The organism is Gordonia sp. SL306 (assembly GCF_026625785.1).
Taxonomy (GTDB): Bacteria; Actinomycetota; Actinomycetes; order Mycobacteriales; family Mycobacteriaceae; genus Gordonia.
This window is the reverse complement of the sequence record NZ_CP113063.1, coordinates 1,346,825-1,368,610: the sequence shown is the minus strand read 5'-3', so window position 1 is coordinate 1,368,610 and position 21,786 is coordinate 1,346,825. Positions and strand designations below refer to the sequence as shown.

The 21,786-nt window shown below is 64.6% G+C and carries 21 protein-coding genes; 16 read left to right on the top strand and 5 right to left on the bottom strand.

The genetic code is table 11. The annotated features are described in order from the left end of the window. Positions 1–76 precede the first annotated feature (76 nt). From OVA31_RS06140 to hemB, 6 genes are all read left to right on the top strand, one after another. A complete protein-coding gene (locus tag OVA31_RS06140; RefSeq protein WP_267631422.1) occupies positions 77–334 on the top strand; it encodes a glutaredoxin family protein in 258 nt (85 codons plus the stop codon). 137 nt (positions 335–471) lie between these two features. Continuing rightward, positions 472–1,311 carry a redox-sensing transcriptional repressor Rex gene (locus OVA31_RS06135; RefSeq protein WP_420714145.1) on the top strand — a complete coding sequence of 280 codons (840 nt, stop codon included), beginning with the start codon at positions 472–474 and terminating at the stop codon, positions 1,309–1,311. Further along, positions 1,308–2,666, top strand: coding sequence for a glutamyl-tRNA reductase (locus OVA31_RS06130; protein ID WP_267630221.1), 1,359 nt, complete (start codon positions 1,308–1,310; stop codon positions 2,664–2,666). Before OVA31_RS06135 ends, OVA31_RS06130 begins: the two co-directional genes overlap by 4 nt. Further along, on the top strand, positions 2,663–3,619 hold the full coding sequence (gene hemC / locus OVA31_RS06125) for a hydroxymethylbilane synthase (protein ID WP_267630220.1): 957 nt from the start codon (positions 2,663–2,665) through the stop codon (positions 3,617–3,619). Before OVA31_RS06130 ends, hemC begins: the two co-directional genes overlap by 4 nt. Before the next feature lie 113 nt (positions 3,620–3,732). Continuing rightward, positions 3,733–5,433 (top strand): bifunctional uroporphyrinogen-III C-methyltransferase/uroporphyrinogen-III synthase, encoded by a 1,701-nt coding sequence (locus tag OVA31_RS06120; protein WP_267630219.1) that lies wholly within the window; start codon positions 3,733–3,735, stop codon positions 5,431–5,433. Positions 5,434–5,519: 86 nt separating this feature from the next. Further along, positions 5,520–6,497, top strand: a complete 978-nt coding sequence (hemB, locus tag OVA31_RS06115; RefSeq protein ID WP_267630218.1) for a porphobilinogen synthase — start codon at positions 5,520–5,522, stop codon at positions 6,495–6,497. A 30-nt stretch (positions 6,498–6,527) separates the two neighbouring features. Here hemB and OVA31_RS06110 read toward each other — a convergent pair whose 3' ends face one another. The 5 genes from OVA31_RS06110 to OVA31_RS06090 all read right to left on the bottom strand — a co-directional run bounded on the left by OVA31_RS06110 (position 6,528) and on the right by OVA31_RS06090 (position 12,272). Beyond that, positions 6,528–7,523, bottom strand: a complete 996-nt coding sequence (locus tag OVA31_RS06110) for an asparaginase (RefSeq protein WP_267630217.1) — start codon at positions 7,521–7,523, stop codon at positions 6,528–6,530. A 7-nt stretch (positions 7,524–7,530) separates the two neighbouring features. Continuing rightward, positions 7,531–8,814: a lyase family protein gene (locus OVA31_RS06105; RefSeq protein WP_267630216.1), complete on the bottom strand. Its 1,284-nt coding sequence runs from the start codon at positions 8,812–8,814 to the stop codon at positions 7,531–7,533. A 75-nt stretch (positions 8,815–8,889) separates the two neighbouring features. After that, on the bottom strand, positions 8,890–9,924 hold the full coding sequence (locus tag OVA31_RS06100; protein WP_267630215.1) for an ester cyclase: 1,035 nt from the start codon (positions 9,922–9,924) through the stop codon (positions 8,890–8,892). 58 nt (positions 9,925–9,982) lie between these two features. Continuing rightward, the gene (locus tag OVA31_RS06095) at positions 9,983–10,840 is read right to left on the bottom strand and encodes a class II fructose-bisphosphate aldolase (RefSeq protein ID WP_267630214.1); all 858 of its coding nucleotides are present in this window, start codon (positions 10,838–10,840) and stop codon (positions 9,983–9,985) included. Positions 10,841–10,877: 37 nt separating this feature from the next. Continuing rightward, entirely contained in the window at positions 10,878–12,272 is a 1,395-nt protein-coding gene (locus OVA31_RS06090) for a four-carbon acid sugar kinase family protein (RefSeq protein ID WP_267630213.1), read from the bottom strand. Between the two features lie 149 nt (positions 12,273–12,421). Between OVA31_RS06090 and OVA31_RS06085 the strand changes: the two genes are divergently transcribed. The 10 genes from OVA31_RS06085 to OVA31_RS06040 all read left to right on the top strand — a co-directional run bounded on the left by OVA31_RS06085 (position 12,422) and on the right by OVA31_RS06040 (position 21,778). Next, a complete protein-coding gene (locus OVA31_RS06085; RefSeq protein ID WP_267630212.1) occupies positions 12,422–13,447 on the top strand; it encodes an ester cyclase in 1,026 nt (341 codons plus the stop codon). A gap of 45 nt (positions 13,448–13,492) precedes the next feature. Beyond that, a complete protein-coding gene (locus OVA31_RS06080) occupies positions 13,493–14,254 on the top strand; it encodes an HpcH/HpaI aldolase family protein (protein WP_267630211.1) in 762 nt (253 codons plus the stop codon). 10 nt (positions 14,255–14,264) lie between these two features. Further along, positions 14,265–15,701, top strand: coding sequence for an MFS transporter (locus tag OVA31_RS06075; RefSeq protein ID WP_267631420.1), 1,437 nt, complete (start codon positions 14,265–14,267; stop codon positions 15,699–15,701). Positions 15,702–15,784: 83 nt separating this feature from the next. Beyond that, a complete protein-coding gene (locus OVA31_RS06070) occupies positions 15,785–16,534 on the top strand; it encodes a FadR/GntR family transcriptional regulator (RefSeq protein ID WP_267630210.1) in 750 nt (249 codons plus the stop codon). A gap of 82 nt (positions 16,535–16,616) precedes the next feature. Continuing rightward, positions 16,617–17,534, top strand: coding sequence for an NAD(P)-dependent oxidoreductase (locus OVA31_RS06065; RefSeq protein ID WP_267630209.1), 918 nt, complete (start codon positions 16,617–16,619; stop codon positions 17,532–17,534). Next, on the top strand, positions 17,531–18,529 hold the full coding sequence (locus OVA31_RS06060) for an aldo/keto reductase (RefSeq protein ID WP_267630208.1): 999 nt from the start codon (positions 17,531–17,533) through the stop codon (positions 18,527–18,529). Before OVA31_RS06065 ends, OVA31_RS06060 begins: the two co-directional genes overlap by 4 nt. Before the next feature lie 11 nt (positions 18,530–18,540). Then, the gene (locus OVA31_RS06055) at positions 18,541–19,674 is read left to right on the top strand and encodes a hypothetical protein (RefSeq protein WP_267630207.1); all 1,134 of its coding nucleotides are present in this window, start codon (positions 18,541–18,543) and stop codon (positions 19,672–19,674) included. A 4-nt stretch (positions 19,675–19,678) separates the two neighbouring features. Next, positions 19,679–20,440 (top strand): alpha/beta fold hydrolase, encoded by a 762-nt coding sequence (locus tag OVA31_RS06050; protein WP_267630206.1) that lies wholly within the window; start codon positions 19,679–19,681, stop codon positions 20,438–20,440. A 149-nt stretch (positions 20,441–20,589) separates the two neighbouring features. Next, positions 20,590–21,375, top strand: a complete 786-nt coding sequence (locus OVA31_RS06045; RefSeq protein ID WP_267630205.1) for a hypothetical protein — start codon at positions 20,590–20,592, stop codon at positions 21,373–21,375. Beyond that, positions 21,362–21,778: a hypothetical protein gene (locus OVA31_RS06040; protein ID WP_267630204.1), complete on the top strand. Its 417-nt coding sequence runs from the start codon at positions 21,362–21,364 to the stop codon at positions 21,776–21,778. The genes OVA31_RS06045 and OVA31_RS06040 overlap by 14 nt, the downstream gene beginning before the upstream one ends. The last annotated feature ends 8 nt before the right edge of the window (positions 21,779–21,786 follow it).

Genomic DNA, 21,786 nt, shown 5'->3' with positions numbered 1-21,786 from the left:
ACACTGGCGCTGTGACAAGGCTGACGGAACAAGGCCGACGACGCGGCCGCGATGGAGGTGATCGGTGGAACGCGCCATGCCGTTGACGTTGCTCACGCGAGCGGACTGTTCGGCTTGCGCCACCGCCCGCGCCGACCTCGCCAGGATCTGCTCCGAACTCGGGACCGGTTTCGACGAGGTGGACGTGGATCGGGCCGCCGACGACGGCGATCCGACGGTGCGAGCGGAGTTCGGCGACCGGCTGCCGGTGCTGCTGCTCGACGGCGAGGAACACAGCTACTGGGAGATCGACGAGCCCCGCCTGCGGGCCGATCTGGCGAGGCGTGACGGCTGAGGACAGTGAGGCTGACGGGACTCGGCGGTCGGGGGCGGAAGAGGTTGTCGCGCGGTATACGCTGAGGTCCGGTACGGGGATCTGGATGGGGGATGGCGGGTGGTTTCCGCCGACGGCCGGAGGAGGATGACCAGACCGTGAGCGGCAGCGCGACAGGCTCTGAGGCCCCCACATCCGACAAGTCGGTGTCCACGTCCTCGGCGGACGACACGTTCGCGGTGAGCCCGGACATCCCGGAACCGACGGTGACCCGCCTGGCGACCTACCTTCACGTGCTGCGGTCCTTCAGCGAGCAGGGCGTCCTGGTGGCCTCCAGCGTCCAGCTGGCAACGGCGGCCGGCGTCAACTCGGCGATCCTGCGCAAAGATCTGTCCCATGTGGGCGCCAACGGCGTGCGTGGGGTCGGCTACGACGTCGGACGGCTGACGGCACGGATCTCCCTCGCCCTGCACACCGACAGCGCGCACGCGGTGGCGCTCGCCGGGGCGGGACGGCTCGGCAGTGCATTGCTCGCGCACGCCGGATTCGGTCGCGGATTCCGAGTCGTGGCGATGTTCGACGCAGACCCGACCCTGATCGGCAGCATCATCGAGCCGGGTGGCCCGGTGATCGCGCCGCTGTCCACGATCGCCGATGTCTGCGCAGGTCACGGCGCCGAGGCAATCGAGATCGGGGTCATCGCGACCGACGACGCCACCGCTCAGGCCGCGTGTGACGCATTCACCGGGGCCGGTGTCCGACAACTGCTCAACGTCACTCAAATGACACTGAGGACGGACTCCGATGTTGTCGTCCGACAGGTTGATCTAGCCTTGGAGCTACAGGTGTTGGCGTTCAACGCGACGCGAACGCGTCCCGGATCGGCCTCGGCCGGTCGGACGACGGGTGTGCGTGCGTCGAACAGGAAACCCGCAATGGGTGGGACCCGTATGGATCGAATGGGCTCACCCACGGGTGAGGAAACGGTGACGGCGTGAGTGTTTTGTTGTTCGGGGTCTCGCATCGCAGTGCACCCGTGGAGGTGCTCGAGCGGTTGGCGGTCTCCGACCACGATCGACCCAAGCTCGTCGACGCACTGCTGTCGTCACGGGCGATCTCCGAGGCGATGCTCGTCTCGACGTGCAACCGCGTGGAGATCTACGCGGTGGTCGACGCGTTCCACCCCGCACTCGAAGCGGTCGGTGCGGTCCTCGGCGACCATTCGGGGATGACCGTCACGGAGATGACCCGCCACGCCTACGTCCGCTACTCGGAGGCGGCCGTCGAACATCTCTTCACCGTCGCCGCCGGACTCGACTCGCTGGTCGTCGGCGAGCAGCAGATCCTCGGGCAGATCCGCAACGCCTACCTGGACGCGGATGCGAATCAGTCCACCGGCCGGGTCATGCACGAACTCGCACAGCAGGCGCTGCGCGTCGGCAAGCGCGTCCACACCGAGACGGGGATCGACCGCGCGGGTGCCTCCGTCGTCTCGGTGGCACTGCATCGGGCGCAGGCCGTCCTGTCGAGCTCAGAGGGCACCGCGACCACCTCAGGGCTGCGTTCGGCCGTTGTGGTCGGTGCCGGGGCGATGGGCGGCCTCGCGACCGCGCAGCTCGCCCGCGAAGGTGTCCGCGATCTCGTCGTGGTCAACCGCACCGTCGCCAACGCCGAACACCTCGCAGGCAACATCGCCGCCAATCACGGCATCGCGGTCCGCGGTGCCGGGTTGGACGAGCTGCCCGCCGCGATGGCCGTCGCCGACGTCGTGGTCACCTGCACCGGATCGGTCGGAACGGTGGTCAGCGTCGGCGAGGTGCACTCGGCGCTCGCTGCCCGGACCGATGGGCGCCCGCTGGTCATCTGCGACCTCGGCCTGCCTCGCAACGTCGACCCCGCCGCCGGACGGCTGCCCGGCGTCCACGTCGTCGACATCGAGGGCTTGCGCGGAGATTCCGAGACCCAGGCCGCGGAGAACGACACCAACGCCGCACGGTCCATCGTGGCCGCCGAACTCGCCGACTACCTGACCCACCAGCGTCAGGCCGAGGTGACCCCGACCGTCGCCGCGCTGCGTCAGCGCGCCGCCGACGTCGTCGAGGCGGAGATCCTGCGCCTCGAGACCCGACTGCCCGGCCTCGACGACCCGCAGCGCGACGAGGTCGCCAAGACCGTGCGACGTGTCGTCGACAAGCTGCTCCACGCCCCGACCGTCCGGGTGAAGCAACTCGCCTCGACCCCGAACGGCGACCACTACGCCGAGGCGCTGCGCGAACTCTTCGAGCTCAGACCGGGTGCCGCGGAATCGGTCTCGGCGCCGGAGATGGGCGACGCCGGCCGGACCGAGCAGTGAGCGCGGGAGCCGACAGCAACGTGATCCGCATCGGTACTCGTGGTTCGTTGCTGGCCACCACCCAGGCCCAGACCGTCGCCGATGCCTTGATCGCCGCCGGGCACCCGGCCGAGTTGGTCATCATCCGGACCGCCGGTGATGCCTCGCAGGCGCCGGTTGCCGAGATCGGCGTCGGGGTGTTCACCACGGCTATCCGCGTCGCGCTCCACAACGACGAGATCGACGTCGCGATCCACTCGTACAAAGATCTGCCGACGGCACCGGAATCCGGACTGACCATCGCCGCCGTCCCGCCCCGCGAGGATCCCAGAGATGCGCTGGTCAGCAGGGATGGGATGGTGCTCGGGGAACTGCCTCCCGGGTCCACGGTCGGGACCTCGGCGCCACGCCGGGCGGCACAGCTTAGAGCATTGGGTCTCGGTTTGGAAATCCGCCCCCTACGAGGCAACCTTGACTCTCGGTTGGGCAAAGTCGCCAGCGGTGAACTCGATGCGGTCGTGGTCGCCAGAGCCGGTCTGGTACGCATCGGCAGGGCCGATGAGGTCAGCGAGGCGCTGGAGCCGGTGGTCATGCTACCGGCGCCGGCACAGGGGGCCTTGGCCGTGGAGTGCCGCTCCGACGATGCCGAACTGGTGAGAATACTCGCCGAGTTGGACGACGCGTCCACACATACGGCGATCGACGCCGAGCGATCGGTGCTCGCGGCCCTCGAGGCCGGGTGCACCGCCCCGGTCGGAGCGATCGCCGAGGTGGTCGAGTCGATCGACGACGACGGGCGCATCTTCGCCGAACTGTCGCTCCGCGCGGCAGTGGCGGCCGAGGACGGATCGGATGTGATCCGTGCCTCGGTGGTGGGACCCGTCGATCGTGCAGAGCAACTCGGCAAGGATCTCGCCGCCGAACTGCTGGAGCTGGGAGCGGGCGTGCTCGTCGGCCGCGGTTCGCAAGCCTAGCGGCGCCCTCGGCGCCCTTGGTGAGCGGGTCGCGACAATCGAGCCCACTCACCCTCGCGACTCCGGTAGCAGAGAGAACTGCAGCTCCGACAGGGGCAGGAGAGTGCGAACTCATGAGCCGTACGAAAAAGGTCAATCCGGGACGGATCCTGTTCGTCGGGTCGGGACCAGGTGACCCCGACCTGCTGACCGTGCGCGCCCGAAACGTCATCGAGAAGGCCACCACGGCCTACATCGATCCCGACGTCCCGGCCGGTGTGGTCGACATGATCGGCGCGGCCAATCGCGTCGAATCCGAGTCGTCGGCACGGTCGGGCAAGAACGCGGGCAAGGACGCCACCAAGGACGCCGCCACGAAGGTCGACCCAGGTAAGTCCGATCCGGCCGACGCCGAATCCCCGAAGGCCGCCGACCCCGACGTCGAGGGCGACTCGGACGAGACATCGGTGGTGCATCCGGCGCTCGGCGATCCGGCCGAGGTCGCCAAGACCCTCGTGGCAGCCGCCAGGGCGGGCGACGACGTGGTGCGAGTGGTCTCGGGTGATCCCCTCACCACCGACTCGGTGCTCGCCGAGGTGAATGCCGTCGCGCGGTCGTCGGTGCAGTTCGAGGTTCTGCCCGGGCTCCCCGCCGCGTCCGTGGTGCCGAGCTACGCGGGCATGCCGCTCGGATCCAGTCACACCGAGGCCGATGTACGGTCCGAGGGTGTCGATTGGGCGGCGCTCGCCGCGGCCCCCGGCCCGCTGGTGCTGCACGCAACCGCCGGACACCTCGCGGAGACCGCGAGCGCGCTGACCGAACACGGTATGGCCGCCCAGACCCCGGTCGCCATCACCGTCAACGGCACCACCTGCGCCCAGCGGACCATCGAGTCGACGCTGGCCTCGCTCAACGAACAGGGCAACGCGCTCGTCGGCCCGCTGATCCTGACCATCGGCAAGGTCGTCGGCCACCGCGGCAAGCTCTCGTGGTGGGAATCGCGGGCGCTGTACGGCTGGACCGTGCTGGTGCCGCGTACCAAGGATCAGGCCGGCGACATGAGCGATCGCCTGCAGTCGCACGGTGCCATCCCCAAGGAAGTGCCGACGATCGCCGTCGAGCCGCCGCGGAGCCCAGCCCAGATGGAAAGGGCCGTCAAGGGATTGGTGGACGGCCGCTACCAGTGGGTGGTGTTCACCTCCACCAACGCGGTGCGCGCTGTCTGGGAGAAGTTCGCCGAGTTCGGTCTCGACGCCCGGGCCTTCTCCGGTGTCAAGATCGCCTGCGTCGGCGAGGCGACCGCGGAGAAGGTGCGTACCTTCGGCATCCAGCCCGAGCTCATTCCCTCCGGCGAGCAGAGCTCGCTCGGACTGCTCGACGACTTCCCGCCGTACGACGACGTCTTCGATCCGGTCAACCGAATCCTGTTGCCCCGCGCAGACATCGCGACCGAGACCCTTTCGGAGGGGCTGCGTGAACGCGGTTGGGAGATCGACGACGTCACCGCATACCGCACCGTCCGGGCTGCTCCGCCGCCCGCTGAGACGCGCGAGATGATCAAGACCGGTGGCTTCGACGCCGTGTGCTTCACCTCGAGCTCCACTGTCCGCAACCTCGTCGGTATCGCCGGAAAGCCGCACGCGCGCACCATCGTTGCGTGCATCGGCCCCAAGACTGCCGAGACCGCAACGGAATTCGGTCTGCGCGTGGACGTGCAGCCGGAGAGCGCCTCGGTGTCCGAACTGGTGGACGCACTCGCCGAGCACGCCGCGCGGCTGCGTGCCGAGGGTGCGCTGCCGCCTCCGCGGAAGAAGTCGCGGCGGTCGCGGTCCTGACTACCGTTCCCTGAGGAGCGAAGCGTCCCCCGTTCCCTGAGGAGCGAAGCGTCTCGAAGGGCTCGCAAGCAAAGGAGAATGCGTCCATGGCACCGGTGATCCGTCCCCGCCGACTGCGGTCCACTCCGGCGCTGCGGCGCCTGGTGGCCGAGACCGTCGTCGCACCGCAGGATCTGGTCCTGCCGATGTTCGTCGCCGACGGCATCGACGAGCCGCGCGAGATCTCGTCGATGCCGGGCGTCGTCCAGCACACGCCCGACTCACTGCGCAAGGCCGCCGACGAGGCGGTCCGCGCCGGTGTCGGGGGGCTGATGTTGTTCGGTGTCCCGGCCCCCGACGACAAGGACGCCGTCGGATCGGGCGCCGACGATCCGGAAGGCGTGCTCAATCGCGCCCTGCGGACATTGTCGGCCGACCTCGGCGACTCGACCGTGCTGATGGCCGACACGTGCCTCGACGAGTTCACCGATCACGGGCATTGCGGGGTCATCGACGACCGGGGGCGGGTCGACAACGATGCCACCCTGGACCGGTACGTGTCCATGTCGCTGGCGCAGGCGCGCGCGGGTGCCCACCTGCTCGGCCCCAGCGGCATGATGGACGGTCAGGTCGCCGCGATCCGCGCCGGTCTCGACGCCGAGGGGCTCACGGACACCGCCATCCTGGCCTACGCCGCCAAGTACGCGTCGGCCTTCTACGGCCCGTTCCGCGAGGCCGTCGGGTCGTCGCTGGAAGGGGATCGCCGCACCTATCAGCAGGACGCCTCGAATCGGATCGAGGCACTGCGGGAGATCCGCCTCGACCTCGAGGAGGGCGCCGATCTCGTGATGGTCAAACCCGCGATGAGCTACCTCGACATCGTCCGGGACGCCGCCGAGGTCGCCGACGTCCCGGTGGCGGCGTATCAGATCAGCGGCGAGTACGCGATGATCACCGCGGCCGCAGAACGTGGCTGGATCGACCGCGACGCGGCCATCCTCGAATCGCTGACCTCCATCAAGCGTGCCGGCGCCTCGATCATCCTCACGTATTGGGCGACCGAGGTCGCGAGTCGGTTGAACTGAATCGCCAGTCCGGGCTCTCTGGGACGATGACTATGCCCCGTATGCGGACATGGCGTCGCGAATGCCGGGCCGCGAGGTTCCTCTGGCGAGGAGCAGGGTCAACAGCACACGTGCCTTCGGGCCGTCGAGTAGGCCTGCAGCCATCAGCCCTTGATCCTGCAAGTCGATTTCGGCACCGGGACCGGCGTAAGTGGACCGGAGTGCGGGCCCTGATCCCGTTCGGGATGCGTAGACCGCAGGAATCTGCCTGGCGATTCGTCCGAGAACCCTCATCCAACATGGCGGCACGGATCCACCACCGGCAGTCTCCACGATGAGTCCCTGGTAGCCGAGATCGGTCAGGCACTCGAGGAGGCGTCCGTCGTCGCCGAGTCCGGGTCGGATGAGTGCGACAGGTGGGAACTCGGCGTCGTCAGGTAGGCGAAGCGAGTAACCGGTGATGGGTCGTGAGAAGAGGTGGACGTTACCCTCGTCCACCTCGCCGAGCGGTCCGGACAGTGCCGAACCAAAGGCGTCGACGTTGGTGCTGTGGCGTTTCTGCAGTAGCCACGGTGCATATATTCGGTCGTTCATCACGACGACACATCCGAGGCCTCGACTCCGTGAATCTGAGGCCACTCGTAGGGCCGCGACCAGGTTGGCGTCCCCGTCAGGACTCACCGACCCCGGGTGGCGCATCGCACCGGTGACCACGATCGGAATATGCTTCGTCCACAGAAGGCTCAGCGCGAAGGCGACTTCTTCGAGCATATCGGTGCCGGACGTTACCACCACGCCTGACGCGCCTTCGTCGGCAGCGCTCTCCGCGTGGGCGAGTACCTGATGTATGAGCATGAAATCTATTGCAGCGGAGGGGAGAGTGCTGATCCGCTGCTCGTTGAGCTCCAGGTCCAGGCCCGAGACGTCGAGCTTCTCGCCCAGGAGTGGCGTATCGCTGGTTGGCGCTACCCCATTCACCCCCGGGCATCCCACCGCGGCGATCGTCCCGCCGAGAGTGCACAGGACGATGCGGCGGCGCTCGGTCATCAGACCCCTACTTCGTCGGCTCGTGCGATGATTCTGCCCAAGTGCTCGTGCGATATTGGGTGGTGGCGGTTTCGTAGCCAGAGGATGACGCGAGGGTCACCCAGTCGTCCATTGCGGCGGCCAGATTTCCTTCACGTCGGGGGCCGTTCCACGAGATTCCTGAGACGCAACGATCAGCGAACGACGATGCGGCGGCGGCAAGGTCGGCGAAGATGGTGACGATAGAGTCGAGAATCACCGGCTCCATCACGTTGAGTTCGAGTTCGCCTGCACTGACCGCACATTCGACGGTATACGCGGTACCCCTCACTCGATAGCTGAGCTGCATCACGTACTCAGGGATCGCCGGATTGACCTTGGCCGGCATGATCGATGAGCCGGCTTGAACGGCTGGGATCGTCAGATCGCCGACACCGCCTGTCGGACCTGAGGACAGCAGTCGAACGTCAGCGGCGATCTTGGCCAGGGTGATCGCAGCGCGTGCACCAGCTGAGCTGATCTCGGCATAGGGGTCGAGATGGGCCAAGGCGTCGAACGGATCTGGGGCCGAATGGAGTTCGATGCCGGCGGCCCGAGTCAGATGACCGACCGCGGCCTCGCGGTAACCATCCGGCGTACCGAGCCCAGTGCCGATTGCGGTCGCGCCCAACGGAATCGTGGTCATCGACTGTACGGCGCGCCGCACGCCGTCGGCGACTCGGTGGATCGCGGCGGATTGGGCTCGATGTGACTGTCCGGCCGTCAGGCTGACGGCATCGCGAAGGCAGGTGCGACCCAGGTGGGGGGTGTTCTCGAACTCCGCGGCTTTGTCATCGAGGACGGCGATCAGCCGGTCGAGCGCGGTCAACGGTTCCTCGGCGAGCTCGAATACGGTGAGTGCCATGGCCGTCGGATAAGTGTCGTTGGTCGACTGAGACGCATTCACATGATCGTTCGGATGGATCGACATCCCGGCTATCTGGGAGGCTCGAGATGCAATCACCTCGTTCATGTTCATGTTCGTCGTCGTCCCACCGCCGCCGAGTACCAGAGCGGAAGGGAATTGGGCCGAATGCGCTCCGGCAGCCACCTCTCGGCAGGCAGCGACGATCGCATCGCGATGGGTGCTCTCGAGCCTGCCAACATCGCAATTGGCCTGAGCTGCAGCAAGCTTCACGTACGCGTAGTTGCGAACAAAGGCTGGAACAGTGCCCAAGGTACGGCCTGGTCCGGCGAAGTTGTCTAACGACAACGAGGTCTGTGTGCCATATAGAGGGAGGTCGTCGTCTGGAACACGAGTCGTCGTGGTCATCGAGAGCCTTTCGGGGAGGTCGAGGGGTGGGGCAGTGCCGTGCGCGGAAGCCTGCCGCCCGGCACCGCCCGCCGACTACTGATGCTTGGGGCTCGACGTAGGCGTCTGATCGCCGAGGCGGGGGACGTCGCCGCGGGCCCTGGCGACCTGCGCCATCACAGCGACCTCATCGAACACTCGCCATTCGCGGATGATGCGGCCACCGCGAAGCAGAAACTGCGACGATCCGAGTATCTCGATCGGAGAGTTGGTGACCGGGCCATAGAGGGGCACGCCCGAGTATGCGCCGGTGAGGCGCCACAGGACTCCGACCCGGGTCCCCTGCTCCGGGGCCGTGCTGACCGCGATGTCGCGCACCTCGATCTCGGCATGCGGGAACGGCGCGAGCATCTGAATGAGGTCGACCTGATAGTTCAGCGGCCGGGTGCGGACCCGCGCTCGGGTGGTTTCCAGGAACAGATCGCGCAGCGTGAACTCGGGGACGCGCTCGAGGCGACGGTTGTTCCACACTTCCTCAATGAATTCGCGGATGAACTCGGCCTCGTCGGAATGCGTGTCCGGCCGTGTGCCCGATTCTCCCGCGGTCACAACGTCCGCAGGCGCCGTGGTGCCGAACAGCCCTTCGGGATCGGTGGAGAACGCCAACTGACGTGCAACCGCTTCGGGATCGAGGCCAAGTGTGGTGCAGACGCGGTATTCGTCCCGGACCACCCATTCCTCGACAACGAGGCCGTCACGCACCAGACAGATCGCCATGTTACGCGATTCCGAATTGTTCAGCGTCGCAGGACCGTGTAGGCCGAGTCCGGCCTGAGGGCCGGAGTGGAATACACGATGGTGGCTGATGAACGAACGATCGCTGCGGGGTTCGCAGATCACGTCTTCGGCGGTGCCGACCCGAGTGGGGAAGGTACTCTTCTTCACCATCGAGTTGGCGATCACGTCTTCGGCGCCCCGGATGATTCCGTAGGCGCCATGCACGACAACGTCTTTCGCATAGTGCTCGGGCAGTCGACCGAACCCGAAGTCATCCCAGATCAGGTCGGTCCACCCACAGATGTACTCCTCCGGGGTGTCGAATGGGGCATACACGTCCTTGGAGAGCAACATGAATACGTGATCCTTTCTCTATCGGTGGGTTGAACATCTGGGTGAAACACGTTGAGGATCAATCGTGTTGGGCTTGCCGGTGGCGGCAACGGTCGAGATGGACCGCGGTGGTCGCCTCCACGGCCGCGGAGAGGCGAGCGCCGATTGCCAGGAGGTTGGCAGAGCTGAGTTCGTCCCGAGTCGTTTCATGGGCGGCGTCGAGGTAGGACCGGCGGAGTTCGGTGTTGACGTTGATCTTCTGGATACCATTGACGATGGCGCTGCGGACTTGATCGTCCGGTACACCGGAGGTCCCGTGCAACGTGAGGGGCAGGTGCAGCGCCGCGCGCAATCGGGATAGTCGTGTGAGGTCGAGCAGAGGAGGGGTGGCATAGGCACCGTGGACGTTTCCGATCGCGACCGCGAGGAGGTCTGCTCCGGTCTGATCGACGAATTCGACGGCACGGCTCACATCGGTGCCGGTGGTCGTCGCGACGGCGACAGCTCGGTCTTCGTCGCCAGGAATGTGCGTGAGTTCGGCTTCGACGGACGCGCCATAGCGGATGGCGATGGCTCGCGCGTCCGTGACCAACCGGACGTTGTCCGGATAGGGAAGCGTCGAACCGTCCGCCATCACCGCGGTGACGCCCTGATCCAGGGCCCGCCGCATCAATTCGAGGTCGCGTGTGTGGTCGAGCTGAATCGCGATAGGCACGGTCGCCTGCTCGGCGGCGGAGACCATAGCGCGACACAGCGCCGGCCCGAGGGCCGAACGGAACGCTCCTTCGGCCAGGAGAAGGCAGACTGACTGGGTGGTGCTCTCAGCGGCTCGAACCACTCCCGCGAGTTGTTCGAGGTTGTAGCAGGTGAATGCGCCGACAATGCTTCCGTGCGTTACGCCTTCCGCGATGGCGGCGGTCAGTGAGAAGCGGGGCACGAGGCTTCCTTCCTCTCGGTGTGTCGAAGGGATACTCTCATCGACTCACTTCGCGCAGGGTGGTGATGACGTCGCGCAGGCTGTCGGGGTCTCCGACATTGCCCGGAAAAACCACGCATAGCGGCCCGGAGCGGGATTGGTCGATCCAGACGGGGACGATCCCGTCGAGAATCGGGCCCAGAACCCTTGCCCGCGTCATGCGCAGGACTTTCGTGATGACGTCGGATGACGTGATACCGCCTTTTGCGATGATCCACTTCGGCTCACGCGCCGTGATGACAGCGCGTGTCACCGTGCTCAGCGCTTCAGCGATCTGAGCCGCGATCGACAGACTCTCTGCGGCGTCTCGACCGGTGGTGACCGCACGGCTGGTCCGCAACACAACATCGGACTTCGCCAGCGCGTCTGTGCACCGACGTATCACCGACTCGATGACGGACGACCTGCGATCAGTGTCGATCAATTCGGCAGACGGAAGTTCGATGGTGACGATGCCGTCGAGCTTGTCGGCCTTCGCAAGCTGTGCCGTGGTCAATCCGACATGTGAGCCGACAACCACCAGGCCATGCGCATCCGACGTCGAGTCCATCGAACGAGCGAGGTCGGCGGGGCTCAGACGTCGGCTGTGTTGGAGACCGCCTCGTGCGCGCGCCAGTGAGGGGCCGCATTGCACGATCGTCGTGACACCCGACTTCTCGGCGCTTTCCAATGCCTCCGCGATCGTGTCCAGGTCTGCTTCTGTTTCGGCATCGACGCACACCGGGATCGAGCCGGTCGGCGACGCGTGCCGGCGAAGCAGACGTCCGACGTGATCGGCTCCGCGGCGTATGTCGGACAGCGAGATGACGGCGACGTCCGCCGCTCTCCACTCACCGGCGGAGCGTTCCTCCACCCACTCCGGCAGAGTCGAACTCGAGAATCCGAACGTGGCGTCCTTCGCGAAAGAGGTCTCGCCCACGGGGACCCAATTTTCCCCGGACCGAACTAGGTGTAAGCCGTCACGGGTGATTCGGCCTGCGGCAGGATAGGCGGGACAGACGACCACCAGACGGGACTTTCCTGTGGGAACGAGCTCGTTGATGAGTGTGACATCGAGTGGAAAGTGGCCGCGAAGAGTGGAATCCGACCGACTGAGGAACGACAGGTCGACGCCGAGATCGGTGGCGGCACGGTTTGCGGTCTGAAGGATGTCGCGGGTCATGGCGCGGGTGGCCGCTGCGTCGAGTGAACGAGAGTTGGTGAGTACAAATCCCGTCGGAGTTGCGTTGCGCAAGAGCCAGGTAATCGATTCGGGCGAAAAGTCGGTGACCACGGGCGCGCCCGAGGCGGTCTGTGAACCCGTCGGATCGTCGTCGAGCACCAGGACTCTGCGACGATCCCGCATCATCTGCGTTGCCAGCGATATGAGCTCCGCAACCTCGGTGTTCACCATTGCCGAGCGCTCCTGTCTATCGATGTCTGCCGACACCGCATATCGCGATGTGACAGCCACGGTAGCGCAGTGGTCGAGCGGTTGACCAATTTTGGTTTATCTGGTTAGTGTGGTCTGCATCACGTCAACAGCCGCATGAACGGAGCGCCATGATCGAGTTGAGCAAGTCTGCCTACGCCCCCTATGCCGATCCGGAGGACTACATCCTGCAGTGGACAGATCGGATTTGGGAGCCACGGGGGATGGGGCAGATTCGCGATCACTATCGGCATGACATCCCGGTGCACGGTGCCTACGGCACGATCGTGGGAAACGAACCGATCATCCAGGCATGTCTACAGAAGAACGCCGCATACCCTCACCGGCTGTTCACAGGTGAAGACGTCATCTGGGAGGCCCGCGACGAGGACACCTGGATCAGCTCGCATCGCATCATCAACTGCGGCAAGCAGGAAGGTTTCTGGCAGTACGGTCCGCCGACCTTCAAGCACACCGTCTCGAGGAACATCGCGGTATGTCTGGTGCGCGATGCCATGGTCGCCGAGGAGTGGGTGGTTCGGGACGAGTGGGCCGTGGTGGAGCAGTCCGGGCACGACGTCCAAGCCGTTGGGAGACAGATCGCGTTCTCGCCCAGCATCGGGCTACTCGGTGAGAAAGGGCGTGCCGGCCTGCTCGGCGATGCGCCGTCGAACCCTCTCGTGGAGGGCGTGTCGGGCTGCCGTCCCGAGACTGATTGCGACGAGGATGATTTCGTGGTCGCGATGGTCGATGAGGTCTGGAACCAACATCTGCGAAATCTGGTTCCGGACTACTTCGGTCGCGACATCATCATCGAGACCACCCGTTACCGCACCCATGCCCGAGGCGACGGGTACAAGACCGAACTCGACCACCTGTTCGGTCCGTTTCCGGACGCGCAGGTCCAGATTTATGACGTCGCCTTCAACGAGGACTCGTTCCACGGCACCCGCGTGTCCGTGGTGTGGGTTCTCAACGGGACCTATTCCGGTGTGCCGCAATACGGACCGGTGACAAACAGTCCGGTGGAGATCTTCGGCGTCTCGCATTTCCAATTCCGCGACGGCAAGATTATCAGGGAATGGCGTGTCTACGACGAACTCGCGGTTCTGGCCCAGGTCGCCCGCGCTCGTGGCGATGAACCGACCGGTGTCTAACCAGGTCGGGAGGCTATGATGCGACCTAACCATCTTCAGGAGCTGATGTCGAAGCGGCTTGTGGCCGCGAATGCCTGGATCTCCAGCGACAGCAGGTATGCGGCCGAGGCGCTCTCCTATGCAGGCTTCGACAGTGTGACCGTGGATCTGCAACACGGCATGTTCGGCATCGACACCGCCGTGTCGTTGCTGCAGGCCATCTCGGCCGGCCCTGCGGTGCCGATGGTGCGCTGCTCCCGACTCGACGGAGCCGAGATCGGAAAGCTTCTCGACGCCGGTGCTTACGGCATCATCTGCCCGTCGATCGATGACGCCGAACAGTGTCGTGACTTTGTCGGTGCCTGCCGGTACCCGCCGGTGGGGACCCGTAGTTTTGGTCCGTCGCGCGGACTCCTTTATGGGGGCCCCGACTACGTTGATCACGCGAATGATTCGGTGCTGACATGGGCGATGATCGAATCACGCTCCGCACTCGACAATCTCGACGAGATTGCGGCAGTCGAAGGACTGGATGGTATCTACATTGGCCCCAACGATCTGGCCATGTCGCTCGGTGAGCGTCCGGGCGGCGCCATGCCAGAGTCGGTTCGGGAAGCCATCAGGCGAGCAGTGCAGGTAGCTCGCGCGCGCGGCATCTTTGTCGGTGCGTTCTGTGGTGGAGAGGATGCTGCGGCCGACATGGTCGACTGCGGCATGGACCTCGTCACTCCGGGCAATGACATCTCGTTCCTACGAGATGCAGCCAATCGCCGGCTCAGTGTGATTCGCCGGCTGACGACCCTAGTCTCCGATGCGAGCGGTTACTGAGGTGGCCGCCATGCTCGAAAACCATCTGATAGCAAGACGATCCAAGTCCACCATGGAGGTTCCGTTGGCCACGCAAACCAAAACAGTTCCGCCGCCGACCACCGGAGGTGCGCGACCGGCCGATCCGAAGGTCTCCCTGCGCAAGCCGGTTCTTGCCGGAACCGTTGGCAACTTCATCGAACAGTTCGACTACGGCATCTACGGCTTCCTCGCCCCATACATGGCCACGTCGTTCTTTCCCGGGCATGACGACACCGCCGCTATGCTGGGCGTCTATGCGGGCTTCGCGGCCTCATTCCTCGTCCGGCCTTTCGGCGGAATCGTCTTCGGTAGGTTTGGTGACAGATTGGGTCGGCGAAACGCGCTGGCCGTTGCCATCATCTTGATGGGCGCGCTTACGACATTGATCGGCGTTCTCCCCAGCTACGCCGCAGTGGGATTCGCCGCGACTATGTTCCTGCTGGTGGTACGGCTGTTGCAGGGCCTGGTGCAGGGTGGTGAGTACGCAGGTGCAGTCGCCTTCATCGTCGAATACGCGGACGCCAAGAGGCGCGGGTTCTACACGAGCTTTCTGTCGGTGAGTGTGTTTCTCGGATTGCTTTGCGGTGCGGGGATTTCGGCGTTGGTGGCCACCTTCGCCAGCGATGGTCAGATGGAGACGTGGGGGTGGAGGATTCCCTTTTTGCTGGCGATGCCGTTGACTCTTGTGGGGCTGTTTCTCCGCTTGCGCATCCCGGAGACACCTGAATTCCGCGCTCTTCAAGAGGAACAGCGGCGGGCCAGCGAAGAGGGGGCGCCCGACCAGGTCATCGCCAGCCGGCCGGTAGTGGATGCGCTTCAGAATCAGTGGAAGCCGATTCTCATCTTCGCGGGCTTCGCGATCACAAACGCAGTGTTGTCGTATACCTGGATGACGTTCCTGCCAGGATATTTGCAAGGCGACGATGTGAACATGCCCAAGGCGCAGGCGCTCGCCACGAACTTCATCGCGCTTGCCGTCCTCCTGCCTTTGTTGGTCGTCTCCGGAATGGTGGTGGATCGTATCGGGCGCAAACCCATGCTGTTGGCTGCCTGTATCAGTACGTTCGTCTGTATTCCTGTCGCGTTCAAGATCCTCCTTGCACACACATTTGCAGCGGCGCTGGTGGCCCAGCTGATCTACATGATTCCCATCATGTTCATCTCCGTCGCTCTGACCGTCAGCATGGCCGAGATGTTCCCGACCAAGGTTCGGTACAGCGCGAGTGCGATGGCCTACAATCTGGGATTCGGAATATTCGGTGGCACAGCGCCATTGGTGGCCACGTTCCTCGTGTCCGCGACCGGTACGATCTGGTCGGTGCCGATCTATGTCTGCGCGATCGCATCGATCTCTCTGGTGTGTGTCGCACTCGGCTTCCGTGAGACGCGTGGCACCGTGCTGGCTGCCGACAAATACCACCGCTGAGCTGTCTCGAGTTTCGGGCGTCACGACACCACATGTCGAGGCGCCCGAAACGCGTTATAGTGGTCAACCGGTCGAATACTGTGGTGGTGGACGGTAAGAGGGAGTGTGAGTTCGTGTCGCAAGTGGATGTGCCGAGCCTGACGCGAGTGGAGCGACGTCAGCCGGCGAGTGTGGAACTCGCCCATCGGCTGATCGAGTATCTGCTGTCTGGTCAAGTCCCGCCGGGGGGGAAGATACCGTCTGAACGCGCGCTCTCGGAGACGTTGGACGTCGGACGTTCGGCAGTACGTGAAGCCTTGAAGTCACTCACCCTGCTCGGATTGCTGGATGTCCGACAGGGCGACGGCACCTATCTCGCCGCGTCGAGTTCGGATCTGCTGCCCCGCATTATCGAATGGGGACTCCTGCTTGGTGAGCGACGCGTGAAAGACCTCACCGAGGCCCGCGCGGAGGTCGAAGTGATCTTGGCCGGTCTGGCCGCGAAACGGCGGTCAGCGGAAGGGCTCGAGGAGCTACGCGTCATCGTTGACGAGATGAGAGAAGCCGACACGGATCTAGCCAAATACATTGCGGCCGATGTGCAATTCCACCTCAAGATCGCTGAGCTGAGTGGTAACAGCGTACTTGCCGGTGTGTTGTCCAGTATTCGATCGTTACTGCAGGTCTGGACCAACAGGGTAATCACGGCGATGGGTGAGACCCGGTCCTCGCTGGCAGTGCACGTCCCGATCTTCGAGGCGATCGAAGAGGGTGACGCCGAGGCCGCCCGCGCTGCCATGTTCGCGCACATGCGCAGCGCCAATCGGAATCTGGCCCACACCATCGAGCAGTAGGACGAAGCTGTCGCAGGTCAAAATATAACTCAATTGGTCGACCGGTTGACCCATGAGTCGGACGTGACTAGTCTTTCGTGACATGGACAACTCTCTCGTAGTCGGCTTCATTGGTCTCGGACGAATGGGCGCCCCGATGGTGGCCAATCTGCTCAGCGCCGGCCATCAGGTGGTCGTCTATGACATCGATCGGGACAAATGCGCGAAACTCTCGGCGATGGGCGCAAAGACCGGAGAGACCCCGGCGGCGGTCGCCAAGAGGTCCGACCTGACGATCTCGATGATCATGAACGACGCCATCCTCCGCGAGGTCGCTCTCGGTGTCGATGGCGTCATCCACGGCGCCGGCCGGGGGCACCTGTTCCTCGACCTCAGTACCACCTCGCCCAAAGCCACTACCGAGGTTGCCGCCGCAATGGAAGGCGCAGGCGTCGACTTCCTATGCGGCCGGGTCGCCGGCAGCATCGGGCTCGCAGAGAAGGGGGAGCTCACCGTCTTTGCCTCGGGTGACAACTCTGCGTTCGATCGCGCAGAGCCGGCGCTGAACGTCCTCGGCTCACGTGTTCTCTACGTAGGCGAGGGTACGGTTGCCGCGTACCTCAAACTCGTGCACAGCGCGATCGTGGGCGCGTACGCGGCTCTCATCGGCGAGGCGCTCACCCTGGGCGAGATAGGCGGGGTGGACATGTCGCAGATGCTCGACATCCTGACCGAAGGTCCGCTGGGGTCGATCCAGCTGTCTCTGAAAGCCCCGATGCTCAAGGAGCGCAGCTTTACCGATCCTCCGTCGGACATTGACACCGCAGCAAAGGATCTCGACCTTGTTCTGGCCGCGGGGCGCGACAGCGCAGTTCCCATGGTCCTCACCTCGTCGGTGCGGCAGCTGATGACCCAGAGGCAGGCTGCAGGTCTGGGAAAACAGGACATCTGGTCGATTCTCGAGACATTCGAGTCGATGGCCGGACTCGACGTCTCGGAGACCGGAGCCGCCCACCGATGACCACCGCATCTTCCTCGGTTCAGGTTTCGCTGCCTGGGACCGATCTCACCGTGTCGCGACTGTGTCTCGGCGGCAACCGGTTCGGCTCGGCACTCGACGATGACGAATCATTCGCGCTGCTGGACGCATTCGCGGAGTTGGGTGGGAACTTCATCGACACCGCACATGTGTACGCCGACTGGATTCGCGATGCGGAGCGCAGCTGTAGTGAGAAGACCTTGGGTCGGTGGATGGCGTCGCGTGGTTGTCGCTCCGCCTTCGTGGTGGCCACCAAAGGCGGGCATCACGATTTATCGGAGTCCTCGGTCCCGCGGTTGGGGCGTGCGGCTCTGCGCGCCGATGCCTACGCGAGTGTCGAGAACCTCGGTGGTGAGCCGATCGACGTCTACTATCTGCATCGTGACGACCCCGCACGTCCCATAGGGGACATCCTGACGACGCTCGAGGAGCTTGTCGATGAAGGCGCGATCCGTCATTACGCGGCAAGTAATCTCAGCGCCGACCGCCTGATGTCGGCGATCCGCCACGCAGAGGAGTCCGGGATCCGGGGCTTCGTGGCGAATCAGCTCGAGTGGAGCCTCGCCGTACCCCGGCCGGAGAGCGTCGCTCCGGATCTCACGTGCATGGACGCACAGTTCTTCGAGATCCATCGGTCCGGCGGTATGCCGGCCGTACCTTACTCCGCGCAGGCCAAGGGGTACTTCGACAAGATGGGCTCCGGAGCGGAACTGCCTGAAACGGTGCGCCGGTACGACACCCCGCGCAATGCGCGGGCCGCCGAGGAATTGAACGAGGTGGCCGGCAGGTACCACGTGACGGCGACGTGCCTTGCGCTGCGCGGACTGCTCGAGGCCGACTTCCCAACGGTTCCCGTCGTCGGGTGCCGCACAGTGTCCCAATTGACCGAAAGCTGGGCAGCGCTGGACCTTTCGCTCGAGGCCGACGATGCTGCGCGGCTGAGCGCACTCGCCCTTCCCACCGTCACGACATTCTGAGGAGATACACCATGGCGACTCCTGTCACCCAGGCCGAATTGGATCGGCGCACCATCAGGCGAGCGGATCTGGTGAGCTGCAATCAGGCATTCATCGATTGCAAGACACCTGGATCCGACAGAAAGGAGAACTATGCGCTGATCGGTTCGGGCGTTTCGCAGAACTCTGATCAGGTGATCAACCTTCGTGAACCCCACGGTTTCAACGTCGGTGCCGCCGCAATGCCGAATGGCATCACCAACAACTTGCATCTGCACTTCACGGCCGAGGTTTTCCTGAACTTCAGCGGAGATTGGCTATTCAGATGGGGAGTCGACGGTACCGCGGGCGAATACCGTTCGTCGGTTGGCGACGTGGTGACGGTACCCACCTGGATCTATCGTGGTTTCACGAATGTCGGGCCCGACGACGGGTGGCTGTTCACCGTCCTTGGCATGGACGACACCGGCGGCATCCTGTGGGGCCCGTCTGTGCTGCGTGAGGCGGCGAACTACGGGCTGTACCTCAGTCGCGAGAACGAACTGATCGAGAGTCCGGACGGCGAACCGACCGACGCCGACCTGATTCGTCCGATGCCGCAGCAGGAGATCGACGTGTTGCGGCACTACACGCCTGAGGAGATGCGACACCGAATCACCACCGAAGACGATCTGCGGTGGTCGGATCGGGCATTCATCTGCAGCACCTTGCCAGGTGGGCAAGCGGAACTAGCGCTGGTCATCGGGTACGGCATGACCGAGGACCGGGACCAAGAACCGCGCGTTTTCAACCCGCACGGATTCAACCTCGCTTGGTTGCGGGCCCACACCGGCGAGGGTCTGCTGACCCACCGGCACAGTGCGGCGCAGGCGATGATCGCCCGCAGCGGCAGGTGGAAGATCACCGTCAACACAGGTGCCGATGAGCGATCAGTGATCCTGGAGCCCCGTGACACCGTTTCGATTCCTGCTGGGGTGTGGCGGCGATTTGAACAGCTTGACTACGGCGCCGGCGAGATGGTGGTGATCAACGGAGGTGATGGTCGGGTTCGGATCGACTGGGATGCAGAGGTACTGGAACGGGCGCGCGACAAGGACGTGGCATTCGACGCGAACGGGTACATCGCGCCGTGGTCACTCGTGTCCCGATCTTCCGATGACGACTGAGTCCGTGACGGTCGGCGTCGAGCTCGTCGGCGACATCGTTCTGATCCCGGGAATGATGTGCGACGACCAGTTGTGGGAGGACATGGAACCTCACCTACCGGAAGGGGCTCGCGTTCATCACGCGGCATTGCGCGGCGATTCGATCTCGGCTGTAGCTGAGAACATTCTTGCCGAGGCGCCTCTGCGATTCACGGTTGTGGGGCTGTCCTTGGGCGGCATCGTCGCGATGCACCTCGCCGTATGCGCCCCGGAACGTATCGCTGGGATGGTAGTCCTTTCCAGCAACGCGCGAGCACCGCGTCCCGACCAGTTCCGCGGTTGGCGTGAATCGAAGATGCGCCTCGCCAACGGCGCATCGTCCGGGGCGGAACAGCAGCGAATCCTCGGGAGTCTTGTGTCGGCGAAGTCGATCAGTGCGGATCCGACGTTGATCGATCGTGTCGTCGGCATGGCCGAGCGTATCGGCTCCGCAAGCACGATGGCTCAGCTGGCGGCGCAGGAATCGCGTCGCGATTATCTGGACGATCTGGCTGGGATCACCTGCCCGGCCCTGATCGTGGCTGGTGGTGAGGACCCGCTGTGTCCGGGTCGGGTGATGCGGAACATTGCCGAGCGACTGCCGAACTCTGCGTTTGAGCTGGTTGTCGACAGCGGGCACCTGACACCGATGGAGCATCCAAGGGTGACTGGTGAAATCATCGCGGAATGGTTCGATTCACACATCCGGACCAGTGGTTGCATCGAGCGAGAATCGTCGCGGTTGTAGTCGTTCTGACTCGGCTCAATCCAGCTGGATCGTGGACTCGACGTGGTTCAGGAAAATTGGACACACGAGCCCGTTCGGCGCGTGCGAGAGATCGATCGGTGGACTCGATCGTGTGGTGAACGCGTTCGGCCATTCATTACCCTGGAGCCATGACCGCACCGACCCAACCGGCGCCACCCGATCAGGGCACCCGTCCCGATCGCCCGGACGCCATGTCCATCGCCACCGAGCTGTGGGCGGTGGTGATCATCGGTCAGATCGTCGCGTTCATCGGCCAGTACCCGTCACTGCGTGACGCGTGGGACCGGCAGATCCGCACCCTGCCCGCCGACACCCCGCGTGAGCAGGTCGACCTCCTCACATCGAGCGGAACCCTCATCGTCGTCCTCGCGATCTTCGGCGTGGTGCTGACGGTCGTCTCTGCCGGCCTGGTCCTGCTGACCCGCAACGGCTACAACTGGGCGCGCCTGATCGTGGCCGCGATGGGCGTGTTCATCACGGTCAATCTGGTGTTCAGTCTGTTCGGCGACGTCGAGCCGCGATGGGTGATGATCCCGATGGTCATCAGTGGGGTCGCCGGAATCGGTGCGTCGGTGCTCCTGCTCCGTCGAGAATCCGAGCAGTACTGCCGCGACATGGCCGCTCACCGTAAACGCCCGCCGCAGCCGCCCCAGTACCCGCAGCAACCTCAGTACCCACAGCATTTCCACTATCCGCAGCACCCCCAGTACTCGCAGCACCCCCACCATCCTCAGCAGCCCCACCGCCAGCCGGGACCGCCCACAGGCGGGTCGCAGTGGTCGCCGGGTCCGGGAGACCAGCAGAGGGCGACGCCACAATCGTGGCCGTATGGTGACGGGCAACAACCTCCTGGGGAGACCCAGTCCACGCGTCCGCAGCCGAACGAAGGAAACGAATCACGTGGTGAGTCCTGATCCCGCCGAACGACCGAAACTCGTCGTCTGGGCCTATCGGTGCTGGACGGTGTCGGGTGGCCTTCTCGTCGCGCTCGGAGTCCTGTTCATCGTGCTGGGCATCGTCTCCTCGGGCCCGACCCTGCTGCCCATCGGTGTCGGCATCATCGTGGCCATCATCGGTGTCTGCTACTTCCTCATCGGGAGCAAGGCTTTCGTCGGTGACGCCCGGTGGCGGTCATCGCTCTCTGCATTGACGCTGGTGGTGGTCATCATGCTGCTGATCGTCAGCTTCGGACTCCCCATCCTGGCGTTCGCGTTGGTGGCGGCGCTGGTGGGTCTGTTCGGCTCCCTGTTGGCCTACCGCCCGGAATCCGAGGCCTGGTACGCCGCCACCAATCCGCCGAAGCCCAGCAAGAAGTGAGTCGCCCC